This window comes from Microbacterium laevaniformans (assembly GCF_016907555.1).
GTDB classification, from domain to species: Bacteria; Actinomycetota; Actinomycetes; order Actinomycetales; family Microbacteriaceae; genus Microbacterium; species Microbacterium laevaniformans.
This window is the reverse complement of the sequence record NZ_JAFBCE010000001.1, coordinates 2,266,692-2,285,915: the sequence shown is the minus strand read 5'-3', so window position 1 is coordinate 2,285,915 and position 19,224 is coordinate 2,266,692. Positions and strand designations below refer to the sequence as shown.

Sequence of the window (19,224 nt, the reverse complement as noted above, 5' to 3'; positions counted from 1 at the left end):
TTTCTCACTGCGGTCGGTGAGGGAGGGTACGGGGCGTCTGGCGCAGGCTCGCCAGTCCGGCGCGGTCGCGCGGGCGGACGAGCCGGACGGCCGCGCGCTGCAGGGCGGTCGCCAACGGCTCGACCCGCACCGCGTCCGCCATCTCCCAGCGTGCGACCGGATGCCCCGCGCGGCGCAGACGGTCCTCGCGGCGCTTCTCGTCGCGGAAACGCCGCGCGGCCGCCGCTGGCGCGTCGCCGTCGTCGATGCCGTACTTGCCCCAGCCGTCGCTCTCGCCCACCGTGCGGCTCGACGGGAACAGGAAGTCCGTGCGGTCCGTGACCCCCTCGTAGCGGAACTCGGCCTGCAGCACCGGGTCTTCGAAGCCGCACCAGCGGATGACGGCGCGGCTGACGCTCTCGCCGGGCGACTCGGCGCGCGCGTCCGCGTGCGCCCAGGCCCACGCCAGCCGCGCGACGCCCCGGCGGGAGGCCTGCGACGCGGCGCGCTCCCGGAGGTCGTCGACGACGAGAGCGCCGCCCTGTCGGGGCGAGATCGCGGCATCCACGACGGCGAGCGCCTGCGCGGGCGGGAGCACGCGGGCGAGATCGATGACGGCATCCGTCGGCGAGGTGCACAGGATGCCGTCGACGCTCACGACCTCCCGCGCGTCCGTGCTGGTGTGCACGCACACGTCGCCGAACCGTCGCGACGCCGTGCGGTCCGGATCGAACACGTGGATGTCGCGCGCCTCGCCGAACAGCGGCAGGCCGAGCAGCACCGCGGCGGACTCCAGGCACAGCACGGCATCCGGGTGGACGAGCGCGAAGGCGTGCACCCGCAGCGCATACCGCTGCCACGGCGCCAGCCGCGCCGCCGCGGCGGCATCCACGTACACGCCGCAGCGCACCCGCACGAAACCGGGACCGGCCACCGCCAGCCGCAGCACGCGGGCCTCGGCGGAGGTGACGAGCGGAAGCGGTGACCGGGTGGTGGCACGGTCCGTCGGCAGGTGCGGCATCCGCAGATCATGCCCCGGCACCCGCGCCGCCGCGGTCTCATCCCCACCCTTCCCGCGGTCATCCCCTCCCGCGCCGCCTGGGGAGGAGCCGCCGTGCGCCGGCGAGAAACCACCGGCGAGCCGAGAAACCCCGCGCGGCAGGGTTTCTCGCGCCGCAGATGGTTTCTCGCGGGCGCGGAGGGCGCGGAGGGCGCGGAGGGCGCGGCGGGGGCGGATGCCGCGGTCAGCGGTCGAGCGAGGCGAAACGCTCGATGTCGCTGTTGGTCCCCGACACGATGATGAGGTCGTGGTTCGTGACGACGGTGTCGGCCTCGGCGTAGCGGAAGGGCTTGCCCGGGCTCTTCACGCCGACGACCGTGACGTTGTACTTCGAGCGCACCCCCGACTCGTTCAGACCGATGCCGCGGATGAACTTCGGCGGGTACATCTTGGCGAGCACGAAGTCGTCGTCGAAGCGGATGAAGTCGAGCATCCGGCCGCTGACCAGGTGCGCGACGCGCTCGCCGGCCTCGCGCTCGGGGTAGATGACGTGATTCGCGCCGACGCGGGCGAGGATCTTGCCGTGGCTCTGCGAGACGGCTTTCGCCCAGATCTGCGGCACCTTCAGATCGACCAGGTTCGCCGTGATGAGCACCGAAGCCTCGATCGACGAGCCGACGGCGACGACGGCCACCTGGAAGTCCTGGGCGCCGATCTGCTTGAGCGCTTCGATGTTCTTGGCATCGGCCTGCACCGTGTGGGTGACGCGCTCGGACCACTTCTGCACGAGCTCGAGGTTGTCGTCGATCGCGAGGACTTCGCGGTCGAGGCGGTCGAGTTCGCCGGCGCACGCGGCTCCGAAGCGGCCGAGGCCGATCACCAGGACGGGAGCATCGCTCCGGATCTGCTCAACCAACGATCGGCCTTTCGACGGGCAGCGAGTAGTGCTGCGATCGGCTCGTCGCGGCGACGGCCGCGGCGAGAGTGACGGTACCCACACGGCCCATGAACATCGTCGCCGCCATGACGTAGACGGCGAGATCGGGCAGGTCCTGCGTGATCCCGGTGGACAGTCCGACGGTCGCGAAGCCCGAGACGACGTCGAAGAGCACGTACTCGATCGGATATCGCGTGATCTGGGCGATCGTGATGGTCGACACCGCGACGATCGTCGACCCCCACGCGACGACCGACAACGCCACGCGCTGCACGTCGCTGGGGATGCGGCGGCCGAAGGCCTGCACGCTCGGCCGGCCCTTCGCCTCCGACCACACGGCGAGGGCGAGGACGGCCAGCGTCGTCACCTTGATGCCGCCGGCGGTGGATGCCGAGCCGCCGCCGATGAACATGAGCATCGAGCCCACGACGAGAGACGATCCGTGCAGCTGCCCGATGTCGACGATCGAGAAGCCCCCCGAGCGCGTCATCGCGGACAGGAAGAACGCCTGGAAGGTCGTGTCCCAGGCATCCATCCCGCCGAGCGTCTTCGGGTTGTCGTACTCGAGCAGCAGGAAGACTGCGGCGCCGGCGAAGAAGAGGATGACCGTGGTGATGAGGGTGAGCTTGGCGTGCAGCGACCAGCGACGGACATGGAAGTGGTGGCGCCACAGCGCGAAGATCACGGGGAAGCCGATGGAGCCCAGGAACACTCCCGCCATCAGGAGTGTGAGGAACAGGTAGTTGTGCGCGAACGGGGCGATGCCCTCGGCATTCGGGGCGAACCCGGTGTTGGTGAACGACATCGCCGCGTAATACGGCGCCTCCCACAGTGCGCTCCACGGGTCGACACCGCTCGCGAGCAGCGACGGGTACAGCAGCACGGCGAGCCCGGCCTCGATCACGAGCGTCGACAGCGCCACGGTGGCCAGAAGCTGGCCGACCTCGCCCAGGCGCACCGCCTGACCTTCGTTCACCGGTCCGCCGTGGGCGCGCAGCGGGTTCGTGTCGCCCGCGGCGATCAGCTTCGCGCGCAGGCCCAGGCGCTTGGAGATCACCAGGCCCAGAATGGATGCCAGGGTCAGCACCCCCATCGCGCCCACGTTCACGCCGATGTAGACGATCAGGTGACCGAACGCGCTCCAGTGCGTCCCCATGTTGACGGTCGAAAGCCCCGTCACGCAGATCGTCGACACCGCGGTGAACAGGGCATCGGCGAACGGCGTGACCCGACCGTCGGCGGATGCCGCGGGCAGCGAGAACAGTGCGGTGAACAGCAGGATCAGCGCGAGGAAGATGCCGACGGCGAACCGCGACGGCGAGGCCGTCGTCGCGTCGCGCAGTCGATCACGGGTGGCTGCGAGTGAGGTGCGCAGGGAGCGCCATGCACGGGCACCCGCGGTGTCGCCCGTCATGGTCCGCCCCTCTCTGACGAAGAACCGTTGACATGGTACTCCGGGCCGCGACGCGGGCTAACCTATCGTCATGGCGGACATCTTCGACGTGATCGCCGACGGTACCCGTCGGGACATTCTGCAGCTTCTGCGCGAGCGCGCGTCGGCGGGCGAGCGCGGCACGAGCGTGTCCCACATCGTCACCGACCTGGGTGTCAGCCAGCCGACGGTCTCCAAGCACCTCAAGGTGCTCCGTGAGGCCGAGCTGGTGACGGTGCGCGAAGAGGGTCAGCACCGCTATTACAGCCTGTCGCCGGCGCCGCTGGACGCGGTCGATGACTGGCTCGTCCCCTTCCTGGACGAAGATCTCCTCCCCGCTCCTGCGGGCCCCTCGACGCTTCCCGAGCCCGCGGTCGCGGCGGCCGACCTGGTCGGGCGCGCGGCGGCATCCGCGAAGCATGCGTGGGACAGTGCCTTCAAGCGCTTCCCCGGTCGGTGAACACACGAGTCACACCGATCACACGGGTTTACACGCGGCGCACAGAGACCCTAATGTTGGTTCACAGCAATGCGGAGGCACCGCATCGGGTATCGGTGGGGGAATGGGATGCCGGACCTTTCTGACGTGCGTTTTCTGACGGTCGCGGAAGTGGCCGAGATCATGCGCGTGTCGAAGATGACCGTGTACCGCCTGGTGCACGCTGGCGAGCTCCCGGCCGTGCGATTCGGTCGCAGTTACCGCGTGCCCGAGACGGCCGTCACCGAGGCCGTGCAACGTCCTATCGCCGACGTCGGCTAGACTGATCCGAGGGCATTTTTCGAGATGCCCGTTCCCGGACGCGGCCACCCGCGTCCAGACCCCTGACATAGTGAGGTTTTCCGTGGGTTCTGTCATCAAGAAGCGCCGCAAGCGCATGGCGAAGAAGAAGCACCGCAAGCTGCTTCGCAAGACTCGCCACCAGCGCCGCAACAAGAAGTAATTCGTCGCGGCACGCTGCAAACGACACCGAGCGCCTGTCTCCGAGATCATCGATCCGGGACGGGCGCTTCGTGTTCTCCGGCAGAATGGATGCCGTGACCACCCTCACGATCATCTCCAAACCGGACTGTCACCTGTGCGATGTCGCACGGGAGATCGTGGAGGGCGTGGTCGCTGACCTGCCCGAAGACGCCGTCGACGTTCAGGAGCTGTCGATCACGGATGACCCCGCGCTGTACGCGCAGTGGTGGGAGAAGATCCCCGTCGTCCTGATCGACGATCGCCTGCACGCCCATTGGCGTCTCTCGCCCGAGCGCCTTCGTGCCGCGCTCGCCGCCCCCGACCGAGAGGACACCCCTCGATGACCCTTCGCCACGTCGTCGCCTTCCGCATGGCCGCCGCCGATGCGGCCGACCGTGCCGCGCACGCCGCGGAAGCGGCCCGCAGGCTTAACGCCCTCGCGGGCGTGGTGCCGACGCTGCGGGCGATGAGCGCGGGCGCCAACATCCTCTTCCCCGGCCAGAACTGGGACCTCGTGCTCGTCGCCGACTTCGACGACGTCGCGGGTCTGGACGCGTATCAGGTGCACCCCGCCCACGAGGACGTCGCGGCGTTCATCGGCACGATCCGCGGCGAGCGGGTCGCCGTCGACGTGGAGATCTGAGCCGGCGCCTCAGCGGAAGTCGCGGTCGCTGAACTCGCCGGCGGGCCGTTCGACCGATGCGGCTTCGGCCGCGCGCAACTCGACGCGGCGGATCTTGCCCGAGATCGTCTTCGGGAGCTCCTCCACGAACTCCAGCCGACGCACGCGCTGGTAGGCCGACAGGCGGGCGCGCGCATGCGCGAAGATCTCGCCGGCAGCGGCGCGCGGGTCGCCGGTGGCCGCTGCGCTCAAGCGCACGAAGGCCTTCGGCACCGCGAGGCGAAGCGGATCGGGGCTCGGGACGACGGCGGCCTCGACGACGGCCGGGTGCTCCAGCAGCACCGACTCGAGCTCGAACGGCGAGATCTTGTAGTCGGAGGCCTTGAACACGTCATCGCTGCGCCCGACATACGAGAGGTAGCCGTCCTGGTCGCGGGACGCGATGTCGCCGGTGTGGTACAGCCCGTCGTGCAGGGCACGAGCAGTGCGCTCCGGGGCATCGTGATACCCGTCCATGAGCCCCAGGATGGGCGTGGACACGTCGAGGCAGATCTCGCCCTCGTCCACGCCGCGTTGGCCGGTCTCGGGATCGACGAGCACAACGGGGTAGCCGGGCAGAGGCCGTCCCATCGACCCGTCCTTGACCACCTGGCCCGGTGAGTTTCCGATCGCGCACGTCATCTCGGTCTGACCGTATCCGTCGCGGATCGTCAGGCCCCAGGCGGCGCGCACCCGCGAGATCACCTCGGGGTTCAGCGGCTCCCCGGCCCCCAGCAGCTCGCGGGGCGGCTTCGTGAGCAGGCCGAGGTCGGCCTGGATCAGCATCCGCCACACCGTCGGCGGGGCGCAGAAGGTGGTCACCTGGTGGGTGTCCATCACCTGCATGAGCGTGGCGGCGTCGAAGCGTTCGTACGTGTAGACGAACACCGTCGCCTCGGCGAGGAAAGGCGCGAAGAAGTTGCTCCAGGCGTGCTTTCCCCAGCCGGGCGAGGAGATGTTCATGTGGACGTCGCCGGGGCGCAGCCCCAGCCACCAGAGTGTCGAGAGGTGGCCTACCGGGTAGGAGACGTGCGTGTGGCGCACGAGCTTCGGGGTGGCGGAGGTGGTGCCGGAGGTGAAGTACAGCAGATTGAGGTCGTCGGCCGGCGTGGGCCCCGACGGGACGAACACCGCCGTGACCGTGTGCGAGCCGTCGAACGAGACCCAGTCCGCCGGCGCACCGGCGCCGACGGCGATGCGCAGGATGCCGGCGGTCGCGGCATCCACCGCGCTCGCCGTTTCGCTCGGGGCGATGACCGCGCGGGCGCCGCTGTGCGCGATGCGGTAGGCGAGATCGTCGGACGAGAGGAGAGTCGTGGTGGGGATGGCGACGGCGCCGAGCTTGGTGAGGCCGAGCATGACCTCCCACAGTTCGATCGTGTTGCCGAGCATCACGATGACGTGATCGCCGCGCTGGAGTCCCTGCTGTGCGAGCCAGACGGCGACGGCGTCGGAGCGGCGGGAGAGCTCGCCGTAGCTCCACGAGCGCGCCGTGAGGTCGGCGTCGACGATCGTGACGGCGGCGCGGTCGGGGTGCTCGCCGGCGACCACGTCGAACCACTCCAGTGCGAAGTTGAAGGCGGACAGCTCCGGCCAGGCGAAGCCGGACACGGCGCCGTCGTAGTCGTCGCGGTGCGCGAGCAGGTGATCGCGTGCGGCGCGCACCTTCTCGGTGGCGTCGGTGGCGGGTCGGATGGGGGAAGTCGTCATGTCATCCGCGTGAGGCACTCGGTCAGGCTACGCCCTGAGTGATCCGTCCGGCGGTATGCGACGCCGGCGACGCGCTGTCGGAACTCGTCAGGCGGGGCGCTCGGCGCCGTCGTCGGCGGCGCCGGGGACGATGGGGATCGCCTGCGTGAACGCGCGGGCGCGCTGTTCCGCCTCGGGGGATCCGGTGAACAGTCCGGTCGAGCCGGTGTCGGGGGCGGTCTCTCCCTGTGCCGATGCGGCCGGCGGGGTCTCGGCATCCTCGATCAGCACACGCTGCACAGGGAGAGCCCCGGGCGTCTCACGGTGCACCCAGTCGACCAGGTGCTCGCGCACGTAGCAGCGCAGGTCGAACAGCGTCGGCGCATCGATCGCCGTGACCAGCACCCGCACGCGGACGAATCCGTTCGTCGCATCGGTGACCTGCAGAACAGACGCCCGCCGGTCCCACAGCGGGGTCTGCTCGAGAACCCGCGCGAGCTCCTCGCGCATGCGCGCCGGCGACACGCGCCAGTCCAGGTCGAGCTCGACGGAGCCCAGCAGCTCGCTGCCGGTGCGCGTCCAGTTCTGGAACGGCTTGGTGGTGAAGTACGTGCAGGGAAGCACGAGCCGGCGGTCGTCCCAGATGTCGACGACGACGTAGCTGAGCGTGATCTCCCCGATCCGGCCCCACTCTCCCTCCACCACGACGACGTCGTCCACGCGCAGCGCGTCGCTGAAGACGAGCTGCACGCCGGCGAAGATGTTGGCCAGCACCGACTGCGCGGCCAGTCCCGCGACGACCGAGGCGATGCCGGCCGAGGCGAGCACGCTCGCGCCGACGGCGCGGACGGCGGGGAAGGTCAGGAGCATCGCACCGATCGCGATGATGACGATCAACGCGATGGCCAGCCGGCGCAGGATGAGAACCTGGGTCCTGATCCGCCGGGCGACCCGGTTGTTCGGGACGTCGATGCGATAGCGGCCGAGCGCGACGTCGCCGGCGAAGGCGACCAGACCGGCGAGCAGCCAGGCGCTGGCGAGGATCGAGGCGATTGTGAAGAGCTGGCTGACCAGCGGCATCCACGTGGCGTCGCCGGGAGCGACCACCGCGACCGCGATCCACAGCGCGAACACCAGGATGAGCACGCGGAACGGCCGGCGGCCGTGCCGGATGAGGCGCGTCGGCCAGTCGGCGCGCCGTGCCATGAGGCGAACGATCAGCGTGATCGCGACGGTGAACAGCAGCGCCGCAACCACCGCGATGGCCACGGCGATGGCGAGTTCGAGCCCGTTGTCCCACATGGAGGTCTCCTTCGGCGGCGGAGCATCCAGGCTAGGCGCGGCGCCGGGGTGCGACGCAAATCCGGTGCGGACTGTCAGTCGGTCGGTGGATGTCGAGGTCCGCGGGCGTCCGGCACTCAGACCCGCCGCACGGTGACGGGCGCGGGAACCAGTCTCACCCGCACGCGCTGGCCGTACTCCAGCCGCTCCTCGGCGCTATGCTGGGCGTGCACCATGATGCCGTCGGTGGTACGCAGCACCGTCCGCCGGAAGCTGCCCAGGAAAGTGCTCTCCTCCACCTGTGCGCTGACGCCGGCATCGGATGCGGACGACGTGTCGGGTGCCACGCGGACGTTCTCCGGGCGTACGAGCGCCTCGACCGGACCCTCGGCCGGGTCGCCTTGTATGGGTAGGCGCGTGCCCCACACCGTGACGCTGCTACCGGTGGCGAGCCCTGGAAGGGCGCTGGAGAGCCCCACGAAGGCGGCGACGGCGGGCGTCTGCGGGCGCAGATACAGATCTTCCGGCGTTCCGATCTGCTCGATGCGTCCGCTGTCCATGACGGCGATGCGGTCGGATACGGCCAGCGCCTCCTCCTGGTCGTGCGTGACGAAGACCGTCGTGATGCCCAGGCGCAGCTGCAGACGGCGGATCTCATCGCGCAGCTGGACGCGCACCTTGGCATCGAGCGCCGACAGCGGCTCGTCCAGCAGCAGCACGCGCGGCTCGGTGACGAGAGCGCGGGCGAGCGCGACACGCTGTTGCTGGCCGCCGGACAGCTGATGCGGGAAGCGGTCGGCCAGGTTCGCGAGGCCGACGAGCTCGAGCGCTGCGGCGGCCCGCGCCGCCGCAGCGGCGCGGGCGACTCCTCGCCGGCGCAGCCCGAAAGCGGTGTTCTCGAGCACCCGCAGGTGCGGGAACAGCGAGTACGACTGGAACACCATGCCGATGTCACGCTTGTTCGTGGGCACACGCGAGACGTCGCGGCCGCCCAGCATCACCGATCCGCTGTCGGCGGTTTCGAGACCGGCGAGCACACGGAGGGCCGTCGTCTTACCGCATCCCGACGGTCCGAGCAGCGAGACGAACTCTCCGGGAGCGACGTCGAGGTCGACCCCGTGCAGTACGCGTGTCCCGCCGAAGCTCTTCACGATGCCCTGCAGCTGCACGCGCGTTCCGGTGCCGGCCCCGGTGAGCAGCAGGTTGTCGGCGGTGCGGGGGAGGGCTCGGTCGATGGTCATGGACGGGCCTTTCGCGTGCCGCGCGCGGCACGGCCGATGAGGAGCAGGAGGGTGAAGGCCAGCACGAGCGCCAGCAGAGTGAAGATCGCGGGGGTATAGGGATCTTGTTTCTGCACGACCACCATGGCGGTCTGGAAGACCTGACGGTTGAGCAGGGAGGCGATGGTGAACTCGCCGAGCACGACGGCGATCGAGATGAGCGACGCCGCCAGGAGCCCCTGTCGCAGGTTGGGCGCGAGCACCCGCACGATCACGGCTGTCCAGCCGGCGCCGAGCGACCGTGCCGCCTCGGCGAGCGTGCGGAGATCGACGGCGTCGATCGACGCCTGGATCGCGCGATAGGCGAAGGGAAGCACGGTGATGCCGTAGGCGAACGCCAGCGTCCACACGCCGGTACCGAACAGCCGGCCGATCTGCTGATAGATCGGCGCCAGACCCACGACCAGCACGATCGCCGGGATCGAGATGGGCAGCAGGACGGCGAATTCGAACGCCCGCCGCAACCGGGCAAAGCGCAGCGCGACCAGCACCATCGTCGGCGCCAGCAGCAGCAGCACGATGGCCACCGTCACCACGCAGAGCACGAGGGAGTTACCCAGGCCCGTCCACAGCGGCTTGAGGGCGGCGACGGTGTGCGGATCGAACAGGCCCGCCCATCGGCTCCACGAGAGGCTGCCATCCGGCATCCGCAACGTGTAGATCAGGGTCGAGACGAGTGGGATCGCGAAGAACGCTCCGACGACGATGCCGACGATCGCGCGGGTGAGGGGCGAAGGAGTGAGCCGATTCATGCCTGGTACCAGCGAGCTGCGCGCCGCTGGACAGCGGAGTAGACGAACATGACGATGCCGACCATGACGATCATCCCGAGGGCCAGCGCGCCGGCGAGGTTCTCGCGCCCGAGCACCGTCTCGCTCGTCAGCGCGCTGCGGATGCGTAGCGGCACGATCTCGGCTCCTTGGCTGGCAAGGGCGGCCGCGGTGGCGTACGACGAGAACGCATTGGCGAACAGCAGCAGCAGGCTCGCGAAGAAGGAGGGCGCCAGCACGGGGATGCCGACATAGCTCCAGAACGCGCGGCGCGAGCCCCCGAGCGTGAGCGTCGCTTCGGCCCACTGCGGACGCAGCGCCGAGAGGGCCGGCATGAACGTGATGACCATGAGCGGGATCTGGAAGTAGATGTACGGCAGGACCAATCCCGGCAGGTCGTACAGCCAGGTGCCGTTGGCGAAGATGTCGACGCCGAACGCGTCGAGCAGAAACAACCTGACGACGCCTTGCAGGCCGATCGTCGCGATGAACGCGAAGGCCAGCATGACGCCGCCGAACTGCGCGAGCACACCGGCCGCGGCATCCACTGCCGAGCGCACGAGGCCTTCGGGATGAAGGCCGAGCATCGCGTAGCAGACCAGTGCGCCCGCGAGTGCGCCGATGACCGCGGTCAGCAGGGACAGGCCCGCAGAGTTGGCGAAGGTCTCGACGATCAATGGATCGCCGAGCGCCGTGATGTTGTCCCAGGTGAACGCGCCGCGGCGATCGAAGAACCCCGAAGCGACCGCGAGTACCGAGGGCAATGCGAGAAACAGCAGCACGTAGGCGGCGAACGGAACCAGGCCCAGCCACGACCACGAACCGCGACGGGCGGGGGTGGATGCGGATGCCGCGGCATCCACCCCCGCCGTGGTGACGACGGTCACTGGACCGCCGTCGCCCACTTCTGACCGAGCAGCGTGCCGGCGGCCTTGGACTGCGCCTCGGTGGGAACCACCGTGTCGGCCGGAGCCTTCGGCAGCGCCGCGGCGAGGGTCGCATCGATGGTGCCGGCCGTGGTCATCGCGGCCATGCGGGCCGGGCGGGCGCCACCCTTGAGCCAGAGGTTCTGCACCTCGTCGCTGTAGAGGAACTCCTGCCACAGGCGGGCTGCCGCGGGGTGGGGAGCCGTCTTGTTGATGGCTTGGTTGTAGTAGCCGGCGTAGCCGGTGCCGTCGAAGACGACGACCTTCCAGTTCGGGTTGTCCTTGCGGTGTGCCGCGTTGAGGTAGTCCCAGTCGAAGACTACGGGTGTTTCGCCGCTGGCCACCGTGGAGGTCGTCACGTCGACCTTCAGCAGGTTGCCGGCCTTCTGCAGCGAGCTGAAGAAGTCGATGCCGGGCTGGAAGTCGTCGAGCGTTCCGCCGGACTGCACGGTGGCCATTCCGACCGCCGCGAAGGCCGCTCCGGCCTGGGTGGGGTCGCCGTTGAGCGCGACCGCGCCCTTGTAGGTCGGGCTGAGCAGATCGGTGAGCTTGGTCGGGGCCGGGAACTTGGAGGAGTCGTAGCCGATCGACATGTACCCGCCGTAGTCGCCGACGAACAGGCCGGACGGATCCTTCAGGGTGTCGGGCACGTCGGCCCACGTCTGAACCTTGTAGGGAGCGAAGCGGTCGGTGTTCTGGAGGGTGACCGACAGGCCCAGATCGAACACGTCCGGCGCGGTGTCGAGGCCCTCATTCGTCTTGGCCGCCTGGATCTCTTCGGCGCTCGAGGCGTCGGGCGACTGTTCGTTGACGGTGATATCGGGATAGCGCTTCGAGAACAGCGAGATGATCTCGCCGTAGTTTGCCCAGTCGTGCGGCAGTGCGATCACGTTGAGCTGGCCCTCTGCCTTGGCGGCCTTCTCCAGGTCGGCGAAGGTGCCGAAATCGGCGACGCTCGTCGCGGCGGATGCCGAGGCGCCTCCGCTGGTGGCGGCCTCCGACGTGCCGGCGCACGCACTGAGGGCGAGGGCTGCGACGGCTGCGACGGCCGTGACCGCGATCGTGCGGCGCGCAAGGGTTCGGGACATGCTATTCCTCTCGGGTCATCCCCGCGGGCACGACGATGCGTGCGGCGCGAGGGGGATGCGAGGAACGTACGGCTGCGCCGTGTCGAGCATTCGAAGCGGCGGTGAACCGCCGGTGACGGAGCGGTGACGTCTTGCGGGTCGCGGGGAGACATCACCGCGGGCTGTCGGTCAGGGGGCGAGGCGCGTCGGCCCGCGGAAGAGGAACGTCACCTCGCGGATCGAGTCCTGGCCGAGCATGAGCATCAGCACGCGCGCGAGGCCCATGCCGAAGCCGCCGTGGGGCGGGATGCCGTAGCGGAAGAAGTCGAGGTAGTGCTCGAGTCCCTCCAGTGACAGGCCCTTCTCGAGCGCCTGGGCCTCCAGCACCTCGATGCGGTGCTCACGCTGTGCGCCCGTGGTGATCTCGGTGCCCTGGAACAGCAGGTCGTAGCTGTTCGTGAGCCCGGTCTCGGGGTTGCGCATGTGGTAGAACGGGCGGATCTCGGGGTGGTAGTCGGTGATGAACACGAACTGGTGCCCGTAGGTCTCACGGACGTGGGCCGAGATCTGACGCTCGCCCTCGGGGTCGAGGTCGCCGTCGGTGCGGGGGATGTCGTAGCCGCGGGCCTTGACGATCTCGCGCGCCTCGGCGAGCGGAATCCGCGGGAAGGGGAGCGTCGGCACGACGACGTCGATGTCGAACAGCTCCGCGATCTCGTCGCCATGCTTGTCCTTGACGGCCTGGAAGGCGGCGGCGAGCAGCTCCTCCTGCATCGCGGCCACGTCTTCGTAGGAGTCGATCCAGCTGATCTCGGCGTCGATCGAGGTGAACTCGGTCGCGTGGCGGCTCGTGAAGCTCGGGTCGGCGCGGAAGACGTCGCCGATCTCGAACACCTTGCCGAAGCCGGCGGCCTGGGCCATCTGCTTGAAGTGCTGCGGGCTCTGCGCGAGGTAGGCCGTCTGGTCGCCGAAGTACTCCAGGGCGAACAGCTCGGCGTTGCCCTCGGCGGGGGTCGACATGAGCTTGGGGGAGTGGATCTCGACGTAGTCGCGCTCGATCCAGTAGGTGCGCATCGCGTGCTCGAGCGTCGTCTGGATGCGGAAGACGAGGTTGTTGCGGCGCTGACGCAGGTCGATGAAGCGCCAGTCCATGCGCTTGTCGAGGCCGCTGTCGGCGGCGATCGGCGTCTCGGGCAACGCCGCGGCGGCGATCTCCAGGGTCGCGATCTTGATCTCGACGCCACCGAGCTTGACGCGCTCGTCGTGCTTGAGTTCGCCGGTGACCGTCAGGAAGGTGCCGGTGGACAGTTCCGAGATCAGCGCGGTGAGCGTGAGAGCCGCGGCATCCTGCTCCGCCCCGTCCGGGTCGGGACGGGTCGCGGGGTTCACGAGCTGGACGGCGCCGGTCTCGTCGCGGAGGATGACGAACTGAACCTTCTTCTGATCGCGGACGGTCTCCACCCATCCGGACACCGAGACGGTGCCGTCTTCGCGGGACTGCAGCTGGCTGACGAGGGTGCGTTCACTCACGAGGGACCAGTCTACGTGGGTGGGCTGTCCCGGCATCCGCCCAGGTTCTCATCGCCCGCCCTCGCTACCGTCGCTGTATGGCGATGGCATCGGACGGCTCCTGGCTCACCACCCTCGTCGATGCCGTCGTCGGCCTCATGAACCTCATCGGCGCTCCCGGCGCGGGGCTGGCGATCGCCCTCGAGAACCTGTTCCCACCGCTTCCCAGCGAGGTCATCCTCCCGATGGCGGGCCTGGCCGCCGCCCGCGGGTCGTTCACGCTGTTCGAGGCGCTGGCGTGGACCACCGCCGGCTCGGTCGTCGGCGCCTTCGCGCTCTACGCCCTGGGCGCGGGGCTCGGCATCGATCGCCTCCGCGCGCTCGTGCGACGGATGCCGCTGCTGAAGGTCGATGACGTCGACCGCACCGTCGCGTGGTTCCAGCGCCACGGGGGCAAAGCCGTGTTCTTCGGGCGCATGCTCCCGATCTTCCGGAGTCTCATCTCCATCCCCGCGGGTGTCACCCGCATGCCGCTCTGGCGCTTCGGCCTGCTGACCTCGGCGGGATCGTTCATCTGGAACGCCGTCTTCGTCCTTTCCGGCTATCTGCTGGGCGATCAGTGGCACATCGTCGAGGAGTACGCGGGTGTGCTGCAGTACGCGGTGATCGCGGTCGCGGCGACGGCCCTCGTCTGGTTCACCGTGAACCGCGCGCGCCGGCTGCGCGGCGCGTCGGCCGACAGTGACCCGGCCTGAACGTCCGCCGCCCGGGACCGTCGTCCGCTCTCAGCCCGGCCACAGATCTGCCCCGCGTAGACTGACGGGGTGCCCGCTGACCGCCTCCACCTCGTGCGCCACGGCGAGGTCCACAACCCGGGGCGGGTGCTGTACGGGCGACTTCCGAACTTCCGGTTGAGTGCCGCGGGGCGCGAGATGGCTCGCAGCGCCGCCGTCTACCTGCAGGGCTCGGCCAGGCCCGTCAGCGCCCTCTACGCCTCGCCGCTGCAGCGCACCCAGGAATCGGCGGAGCCCTTCGCCGAGGCCTTCGCGCTCGACCCGATCATCGATGAGCGCGTCATCGAACCCACCAACGTCTTCGAGGGCAAGCGCATGACACGGGCCGTGCTCAATCCCCTCAACTGGCGACACCTCGCGCGCCCCGAGATCCCCAGCTGGGGCGAGCCGTACGCCGAGGTCGTCGCCCGCATGGATGCCGCGATGAACGAAGCCTGGAACGATGCCGACGGGGGCGACGTCGTCATCGTCTCCCACCAGCTGCCGATCTGGGTCACGCATCTGTCGGTGGCCGGTCAGCCGCTGCGCCACGACCCGCGCAAGCGCCGCTGTGCCCTCTCGAGCATCACCAGTTTCGAGCGCGCCGGCAGCGGCTGGCGCGAAGTCGACTACGCCGAGCCGGCCTCGACGGCTCACGCGGTGGATGTGGGAGCGGTATGAAGCATCGGACGATCGCTCGCGTCGCGGCATCCCTTCTCGCCCTCGCGCTCGGCGCGGGCCTGGCGGGATGCAGCAGCGCGAATGACGACCTCGCCAACCAGTACAAGCAGGGCGACGGCAAGGGTTACATCTCCGGCGACGGCAGCGTGCAGGAGATCGCGCCCGCCGACCGCGGCGGTGCGGTCTCGTTCACCGGCACCGCGGTCGACGGGGCCACGGTGACGAACGCCGACTACGCCGACAAGGTGCTGGTCCTCAACTTCTGGTACGCCAACTGCGGCCCCTGCCGCGCGGAGGCGCCGACGCTCGAGAGCACCTACCAGGCGGTGCAGCCGGCCGGTGCCGAGTTCCTCGGTGTGAACATCTACGACGGGCCCGAGGGCGCGAAGGCGTTCGACGAGAAGTACGGCATCACCTACCCGTCGCTGCTCGCCAAGGACGACGGCGACCTCAAGCTCGCGTTCGCGTCGTGGACGCCGCTGCAGTCGGTGCCGATCACCCTCGTGCTCGATCGGCAGGGCCGCGTCGCGGCGCGATTCATCGGCCGCGTCGAGAGCGAGTCGATCCTCAAGACGATCATCAACGACGTCGTCGCGGAGACCACGTGAGCGACGTCGTCTTCAGCGGCGCGCTCTGGCTCGCGATCCCCATCGCGATGCTCGCGGGTCTCGTGTCGTTCCTGTCGCCGTGCGTGCTGCCGCTCGTGCCCGGCTACCTCGGCTTCCTCGGCGGCGCCTCCGGGGGAGCCGGCAGCCGCAGCGGTCGTCCGACGCGCACCGGCCGCGGCCGGTTGCTGCTGGGGGTGGCGCTGTTCATCGCCGGGTTCACGGTCGTCTTCGTCGCGATGGGGGTGCTCGCCGGAACCCTCGGCCGCTTCTTCCTCCAGTACGGCGAGGTGCTCACCCGCGTGCTGGGCGTCGTCGTGATCATCATGGGCCTCGTCTTCCTCGGGCTGTTCGGCTTCGCGCAGCGCACGATGAAGCCGCAGGTGCGCAGCGGTCTGGGACTGGTCGGCGCGCCGCTGCTGGGCGTGGCGATGGGCATCGGCTGGGCGCCGTGCATCGGCCCGACCTACGCGGCGATCCTCTCGATCTCCCTCACCCAGGCCGACCCGACCCGCGCGGTGCTGCTCGCCGTCGCGTACTCGCTGGGACTCGGCATCCCGTTCCTGCTGCTCGCGGTGGGCTTCGGCTGGGCGACCCGCTCGGTGGCGTTCCTGCGTCGCCACATCCGCGCCGTCAACATCATCGGCGGCGTGTTTCTGATCGTGCTCGGGCTGCTCATGGTCACCGGGCTCTGGACCGCGGCGATGTCGCAGCTCACGGGGGTGATCGGCGGTGTCGAACTCCCGCTCTGACGGCACGGGCACCAGCGATCCGCTGCGTCCGGCCGACCACGCGGATGCCGCGACGCCCGCCGCCGCCGCCATCGCCCAGCCGCAGCTGGGCGTGATCGGCTGGCTGCGGTGGGGCTGGCGGCAGCTGACGAGCATGCGCACGGCGCTCGTGCTGCTGCTCCTGCTCGCCATCGCGGCGATCCCCGGGTCGATCGTGCCGCAGCGAACCGCCGACCCCAACGGCGTGCTGCAGTACAAGACCGACAACCCGGGCCTGTTCCCGATCCTCGACGGTCTGCAGCTGTTCGACGTGTACTCGTCGGTCTGGTTCTCGGCGATCTACATCCTGCTGTTCATCTCGCTGATCGGCTGCGTGATCCCGCGTACGAAGCACCACTTCAACGCCCTGCGGGCCCGGCCGCCGCGCACGCCCGCCCGCCTGTCGCGCCTGGACGAATATGCCGAGGCGGAGCGCATCGTCGCCCAGGGCCAGGATGCCGAGGCGGCCGCCGTCGCCGCCGTCGAGCTCGCCCAGGCCCAGCTGCGCAAGGCCGGCTACCGCGTCGAGCGCTACGACACCGCCGCGACGGCGAAGCGGCCCGCGACGGCATCCGTGTCGGCCGAACGCGGCTACGCCCGTGAGACCGGCAACCTCGTCTTCCACGCCGCGCTCGTCGGCGTGCTCATCTCGGTCGGCGTCGGCGGCGGGCTCACCTACACCGGGCAGACCGTCATCGTCGAAGGCGACAGCTTCGTCAACTCCCTCGGCCTCGGCTACACCTCCTTCAACCCCGGCCGCTTCGTCGACACGAACGCCCTCCCGCCGTATTCGCTGACCCTCGACAGCTTCGACGTGAACTACGTGCCGGTCGGGGAGGCGGGCCAGGGGCAGGCCGGCGACTTCGCCGCGAACCTCACCACCCGCGAGCCCGGACACGACCCGCAGCAGCAGACTGTCCGCGTCAACCACCCCGTCGACATGGCCGGCGACCGCGTCTACCTCATGGGCAACGGCTACGCGCCGACCATCACGGTGCGAAACCCCGCGGGGGATGTCGTGCTGCACGAGGACGTCGAGTTCCTGCCGCAGGGCGCGACGATGACCTCGCTCGGCGTCATCAAGGTTCCCGACGGGCTGTCGCAGCAGGTCGGTCTCGTGGGCTTCTTCTACCCCACGGCGGCGAAACTGCACTCGGGCGCGTTGACATCGGCCTACCCGGCGCTGGCGAACCCCGTTCTCACCCTCGACGTGTACACGGGCGATCTCGGCATCGACGACGGCACGCCCCGCAACGTCTACGCGCTCGACGTCAGCGGCATGACGCAGTTGACCGGCCGCAAGATCAACGTCCCCTCGCTCGAGCTCGCCCCGGGCCAGACCGTGAACCTGCCGAACGGCCTCGGCACGATCACGTTCGACGACGCGAAGGCCAGCGGGGCTCGCGAGCAGGTCAAGCGCTACGTGTCCCTGTCGATCCACCGCGACGTCGGCGCCCCCTGGGTGCTCGGCTTCGCGATCGTCGCCCTGACGGGACTCCTCGCGGCGCTGTTCATCCCGCGCCGGCGCATGTGGGTCAAGGCCACGCCGGGTGACGGCGTCGTGCACCTCGAGTACGCGGGTCTCGCGCGCGGTGAGGACCCCGCGATCGCGGTGGCCGTCGCCGACCTCGTCCGCGACCACGGTGCCGCGATGGATGCCGCGGGCACCGCCGGGTCGGCGCGTGCGCAGGGCGCGGCATCCGCGGGTCAGGACGGCGGCGCCGGCCGGTCGTGACCGGTCCGGCGTGCAGCACGCCGATGTAGACTGATCGTCATGCCCGACGGCCTCCCTCTCGACGAAATCTCCCGGCTCCTCGTGTGGACCGCAGTGGCAATCTACGCGCTCGCGTTCATCGCCTACGCGATCGACCTCGGGCGCCGCTCCGACATCGCGATCCAGCAGAAGGATGCCGCGAAGCAGCGCGAGCTCGTCGGCGCGGGCGTCTCGGCATCCGCATCCACTGCTCTCGGCGGGTCTCTCGACGAGATGCGGGCCGAGCAGCAGGCGGCCAAGGCGGAGCTGGAAGCGCCGCTCGCCCGCCGCGCGCGCTACCTGTGGGCGCGCATCGGAACCTCGTTGACGGCGCTCGGCTTCCTCTTCCACGTCGCCGGCGACGTGCTGCGCGGCGTCGCCTCGGGGCGTGTGCCGTGGTCGAACATGTACGAGTTCGCCCTCACGGGAACGATGCTGATCGTCGCCGTCTACCTGGTGGTGCTGTTCAAGTACGACCTCCGCTTCCTGGGCACCTTCATCACCGGTCTCGTGGTCGTGCTGCTCGGCGGCACGGTGATCTGGTTCTACACCGCCGTCGTCCCGCTGTCCGACCCGCTGAAGAGCGTGTGGCTGGTGATCCACGTGTTCGTCGCGTCGCTGGCCACCGCGCTGTTCGCCCTCGCCTTCGCGCTGTCGGTGCTGCAGCTGATGCAGACCCGCCGCGAGCGGCTGGCGATCGCCGCCCTGTCGGCGCCGGAGGAGGGCGGAGCCGCTGCGGCCACCTCCACGCCGCGCCGCCGTGGCCTGCGCTTCCTGCGGACGCTGCCGGCCGGCGATGTCCTGGAGGCTCTCGCCTACCGGTTCACGATCATCGGCTTCATCTTCTGGACCTTCACCCTCATCGCCGGCTCGATCTGGGCCAACGACGCGTGGGGCCGCTACTGGGGCTTCGACACGAAGGAAGTGTGGACCTTCGTCATCTGGGTGCTCTACGCCGGTTACATCCACGCGCGGGCGACGCGCGGCTGGCGAGGCACGCGTTCGGCGTGGCTGTCCATCGTCGGCTTCGCCGCGGTGATGTTCAACTTCACGATCGTGAACCTCTTCTTCAAAGGCCTGCACGTCTACAGCGGCCTGAACTGAGCCCGCGCCGCCGGCGGCGCGCGCGTTCAGTCGGCGCGCGCGCCGG

At 69.7% G+C, this 19,224-nt stretch carries 21 protein-coding genes; 11 read left to right on the top strand and 10 right to left on the bottom strand.

Features of this window, described 5'->3' with window-relative positions; translation table 11 throughout:
* Positions 1 to 4: 4 nt before the first annotated feature.
* The 3 genes from JOE53_RS10910 to JOE53_RS10900 form a co-directional block, all read right to left on the bottom strand.
* On the bottom strand, positions 5 to 1,000 hold the full coding sequence (locus tag JOE53_RS10910) for a hypothetical protein (protein ID WP_204947736.1): 996 nt from the start codon (positions 998 to 1,000) through the stop codon (positions 5 to 7).
* Positions 1,001 to 1,223: 223 nt separating this feature from the next.
* Positions 1,224 to 1,895 (bottom strand): potassium channel family protein, encoded by a 672-nt coding sequence (locus JOE53_RS10905; RefSeq protein ID WP_036287495.1) that lies wholly within the window; start codon positions 1,893 to 1,895, stop codon positions 1,224 to 1,226.
* A complete protein-coding gene (locus JOE53_RS10900) occupies positions 1,888 to 3,330 on the bottom strand; it encodes a TrkH family potassium uptake protein (RefSeq protein ID WP_204947735.1) in 1,443 nt (480 codons plus the stop codon). The genes JOE53_RS10905 and JOE53_RS10900 overlap by 8 nt, the downstream gene beginning before the upstream one ends.
* Positions 3,331 to 3,400: 70 nt before the next feature.
* On the opposite strand from JOE53_RS10900, the gene JOE53_RS10895 reads away from it, so the two are divergent.
* The 5 genes from JOE53_RS10895 (at position 3,401) to JOE53_RS10875 (ending at position 4,952) form a co-directional block, all read left to right on the top strand.
* Positions 3,401 to 3,808, top strand: a complete 408-nt coding sequence (locus JOE53_RS10895; RefSeq protein ID WP_204947734.1) for an ArsR/SmtB family transcription factor — start codon at positions 3,401 to 3,403, stop codon at positions 3,806 to 3,808.
* Positions 3,809 to 3,916: 108 nt separating this feature from the next.
* Entirely contained in the window at positions 3,917 to 4,108 is a 192-nt protein-coding gene (locus JOE53_RS10890) for a helix-turn-helix domain-containing protein (RefSeq protein WP_005049784.1), read from the top strand.
* Between the two features lie 82 nt (positions 4,109 to 4,190).
* Positions 4,191 to 4,289 (top strand): 30S ribosomal protein bS22, encoded by a 99-nt coding sequence (locus JOE53_RS10885; RefSeq protein WP_003792170.1) that lies wholly within the window; start codon positions 4,191 to 4,193, stop codon positions 4,287 to 4,289.
* A gap of 94 nt (positions 4,290 to 4,383) precedes the next feature.
* Positions 4,384 to 4,653, top strand: coding sequence for a glutaredoxin family protein (locus tag JOE53_RS10880; protein ID WP_198013028.1), 270 nt, complete (start codon positions 4,384 to 4,386; stop codon positions 4,651 to 4,653).
* The gene (locus JOE53_RS10875) at positions 4,650 to 4,952 is read left to right on the top strand and encodes a Dabb family protein (RefSeq protein ID WP_005049786.1); all 303 of its coding nucleotides are present in this window, start codon (positions 4,650 to 4,652) and stop codon (positions 4,950 to 4,952) included. Before JOE53_RS10880 ends, JOE53_RS10875 begins: the two co-directional genes overlap by 4 nt.
* A gap of 9 nt (positions 4,953 to 4,961) precedes the next feature.
* Here JOE53_RS10875 and JOE53_RS10870 read toward each other — a convergent pair whose 3' ends face one another.
* The 7 genes from JOE53_RS10870 to aspS form a co-directional block, all read right to left on the bottom strand.
* Positions 4,962 to 6,680, bottom strand: a complete 1,719-nt coding sequence (locus tag JOE53_RS10870) for an AMP-binding protein (protein ID WP_204947733.1) — start codon at positions 6,678 to 6,680, stop codon at positions 4,962 to 4,964.
* A gap of 87 nt (positions 6,681 to 6,767) precedes the next feature.
* A complete protein-coding gene (locus JOE53_RS10865; RefSeq protein ID WP_204947732.1) occupies positions 6,768 to 7,961 on the bottom strand; it encodes a mechanosensitive ion channel family protein in 1,194 nt (397 codons plus the stop codon).
* 116 nt (positions 7,962 to 8,077) lie between these two features.
* Complete coding sequence (locus JOE53_RS10860; protein ID WP_005049790.1) at positions 8,078 to 9,181, bottom strand: ABC transporter ATP-binding protein; 1,104 nt, start codon at positions 9,179 to 9,181, stop codon at positions 8,078 to 8,080.
* Positions 9,178 to 9,972, bottom strand: a complete 795-nt coding sequence (locus tag JOE53_RS10855; RefSeq protein ID WP_005049791.1) for an ABC transporter permease — start codon at positions 9,970 to 9,972, stop codon at positions 9,178 to 9,180. Before JOE53_RS10855 ends, JOE53_RS10860 begins: the two co-directional genes overlap by 4 nt.
* Complete coding sequence (locus JOE53_RS10850) at positions 9,969 to 10,877, bottom strand: ABC transporter permease (RefSeq protein ID WP_204947731.1); 909 nt, start codon at positions 10,875 to 10,877, stop codon at positions 9,969 to 9,971. The genes JOE53_RS10855 and JOE53_RS10850 overlap by 4 nt, the downstream gene beginning before the upstream one ends.
* Complete coding sequence (locus tag JOE53_RS10845; protein ID WP_005049795.1) at positions 10,874 to 12,004, bottom strand: ABC transporter substrate-binding protein; 1,131 nt, start codon at positions 12,002 to 12,004, stop codon at positions 10,874 to 10,876. The genes JOE53_RS10850 and JOE53_RS10845 overlap by 4 nt, the downstream gene beginning before the upstream one ends.
* 168 nt (positions 12,005 to 12,172) lie before the next feature.
* Entirely contained in the window at positions 12,173 to 13,513 is a 1,341-nt protein-coding gene (gene aspS, locus JOE53_RS10840; protein WP_204947730.1) for an aspartate--tRNA(Asn) ligase, read from the bottom strand.
* A gap of 77 nt (positions 13,514 to 13,590) precedes the next feature.
* Here aspS and JOE53_RS10835 point away from each other — a divergent pair, with 77 nt between their 5' ends.
* The 6 genes from JOE53_RS10835 to ccsB all read left to right on the top strand — a co-directional run bounded on the left by JOE53_RS10835 (position 13,591) and on the right by ccsB (position 19,178).
* A complete protein-coding gene (locus tag JOE53_RS10835; RefSeq protein WP_204947729.1) occupies positions 13,591 to 14,247 on the top strand; it encodes a DedA family protein in 657 nt (218 codons plus the stop codon).
* A 69-nt stretch (positions 14,248 to 14,316) separates the two neighbouring features.
* The gene (locus tag JOE53_RS10830) at positions 14,317 to 14,946 is read left to right on the top strand and encodes a histidine phosphatase family protein (RefSeq protein ID WP_204947728.1); all 630 of its coding nucleotides are present in this window, start codon (positions 14,317 to 14,319) and stop codon (positions 14,944 to 14,946) included.
* The gene (locus JOE53_RS10825) at positions 14,943 to 15,554 is read left to right on the top strand and encodes a TlpA family protein disulfide reductase (RefSeq protein ID WP_061682471.1); all 612 of its coding nucleotides are present in this window, start codon (positions 14,943 to 14,945) and stop codon (positions 15,552 to 15,554) included. The genes JOE53_RS10830 and JOE53_RS10825 overlap by 4 nt, the downstream gene beginning before the upstream one ends.
* Positions 15,551 to 16,303, top strand: a complete 753-nt coding sequence (locus JOE53_RS10820; protein ID WP_082784260.1) for a cytochrome c biogenesis CcdA family protein — start codon at positions 15,551 to 15,553, stop codon at positions 16,301 to 16,303. Before JOE53_RS10825 ends, JOE53_RS10820 begins: the two co-directional genes overlap by 4 nt.
* On the top strand, positions 16,284 to 18,056 hold the full coding sequence (resB, locus tag JOE53_RS10815; protein WP_204947727.1) for a cytochrome c biogenesis protein ResB: 1,773 nt from the start codon (positions 16,284 to 16,286) through the stop codon (positions 18,054 to 18,056). The genes JOE53_RS10820 and resB overlap by 20 nt, the downstream gene beginning before the upstream one ends.
* Before the next feature lie 39 nt (positions 18,057 to 18,095).
* On the top strand, positions 18,096 to 19,178 hold the full coding sequence (ccsB, locus tag JOE53_RS10810; protein WP_204947726.1) for a c-type cytochrome biogenesis protein CcsB: 1,083 nt from the start codon (positions 18,096 to 18,098) through the stop codon (positions 19,176 to 19,178).
* Positions 19,179 to 19,224 lie beyond the last annotated feature (46 nt).

Bases quoted from the DNA above. Each gene is read 5' to 3' on its own strand.
- JOE53_RS10910 (WP_204947736.1), bottom strand. From the start codon at position 1,000: ATGCCGCACCTGCCGACGGACCGTGCCACCACCCGGTCACCGCTTCCG.
- JOE53_RS10900 (WP_204947735.1), bottom strand. From the start codon at position 3,330: ATGACGGGCGACACCGCGGGTGCCCGTGCATGGCGCTCCCTGCGCACC.
- JOE53_RS10895 (WP_204947734.1), top strand. From the start codon at position 3,401: ATGGCGGACATCTTCGACGTGATCGCCGACGGTACCCGTCGGGACATT.
- JOE53_RS10890 (WP_005049784.1), top strand. From the start codon at position 3,917: ATGCCGGACCTTTCTGACGTGCGTTTTCTGACGGTCGCGGAAGTGGCC.
- JOE53_RS10875 (WP_005049786.1), top strand. From the start codon at position 4,650: ATGACCCTTCGCCACGTCGTCGCCTTCCGCATGGCCGCCGCCGATGCG.
- JOE53_RS10870 (WP_204947733.1), bottom strand. From the start codon at position 6,680: ATGACGACTTCCCCCATCCGACCCGCCACCGACGCCACCGAGAAGGTG.
- JOE53_RS10865 (WP_204947732.1), bottom strand. From the start codon at position 7,961: ATGTGGGACAACGGGCTCGAACTCGCCATCGCCGTGGCCATCGCGGTG.
- JOE53_RS10860 (WP_005049790.1), bottom strand. From the start codon at position 9,181: ATGACCATCGACCGAGCCCTCCCCCGCACCGCCGACAACCTGCTGCTC.
- JOE53_RS10855 (WP_005049791.1), bottom strand. From the start codon at position 9,972: ATGAATCGGCTCACTCCTTCGCCCCTCACCCGCGCGATCGTCGGCATC.
- JOE53_RS10845 (WP_005049795.1), bottom strand. From the start codon at position 12,004: ATGTCCCGAACCCTTGCGCGCCGCACGATCGCGGTCACGGCCGTCGCA.
- JOE53_RS10835 (WP_204947729.1), top strand. From the start codon at position 13,591: ATGGCGATGGCATCGGACGGCTCCTGGCTCACCACCCTCGTCGATGCC.
- JOE53_RS10825 (WP_061682471.1), top strand. From the start codon at position 14,943: ATGAAGCATCGGACGATCGCTCGCGTCGCGGCATCCCTTCTCGCCCTC.
- ccsB (WP_204947726.1), top strand. From the start codon at position 18,096: ATGCCCGACGGCCTCCCTCTCGACGAAATCTCCCGGCTCCTCGTGTGG.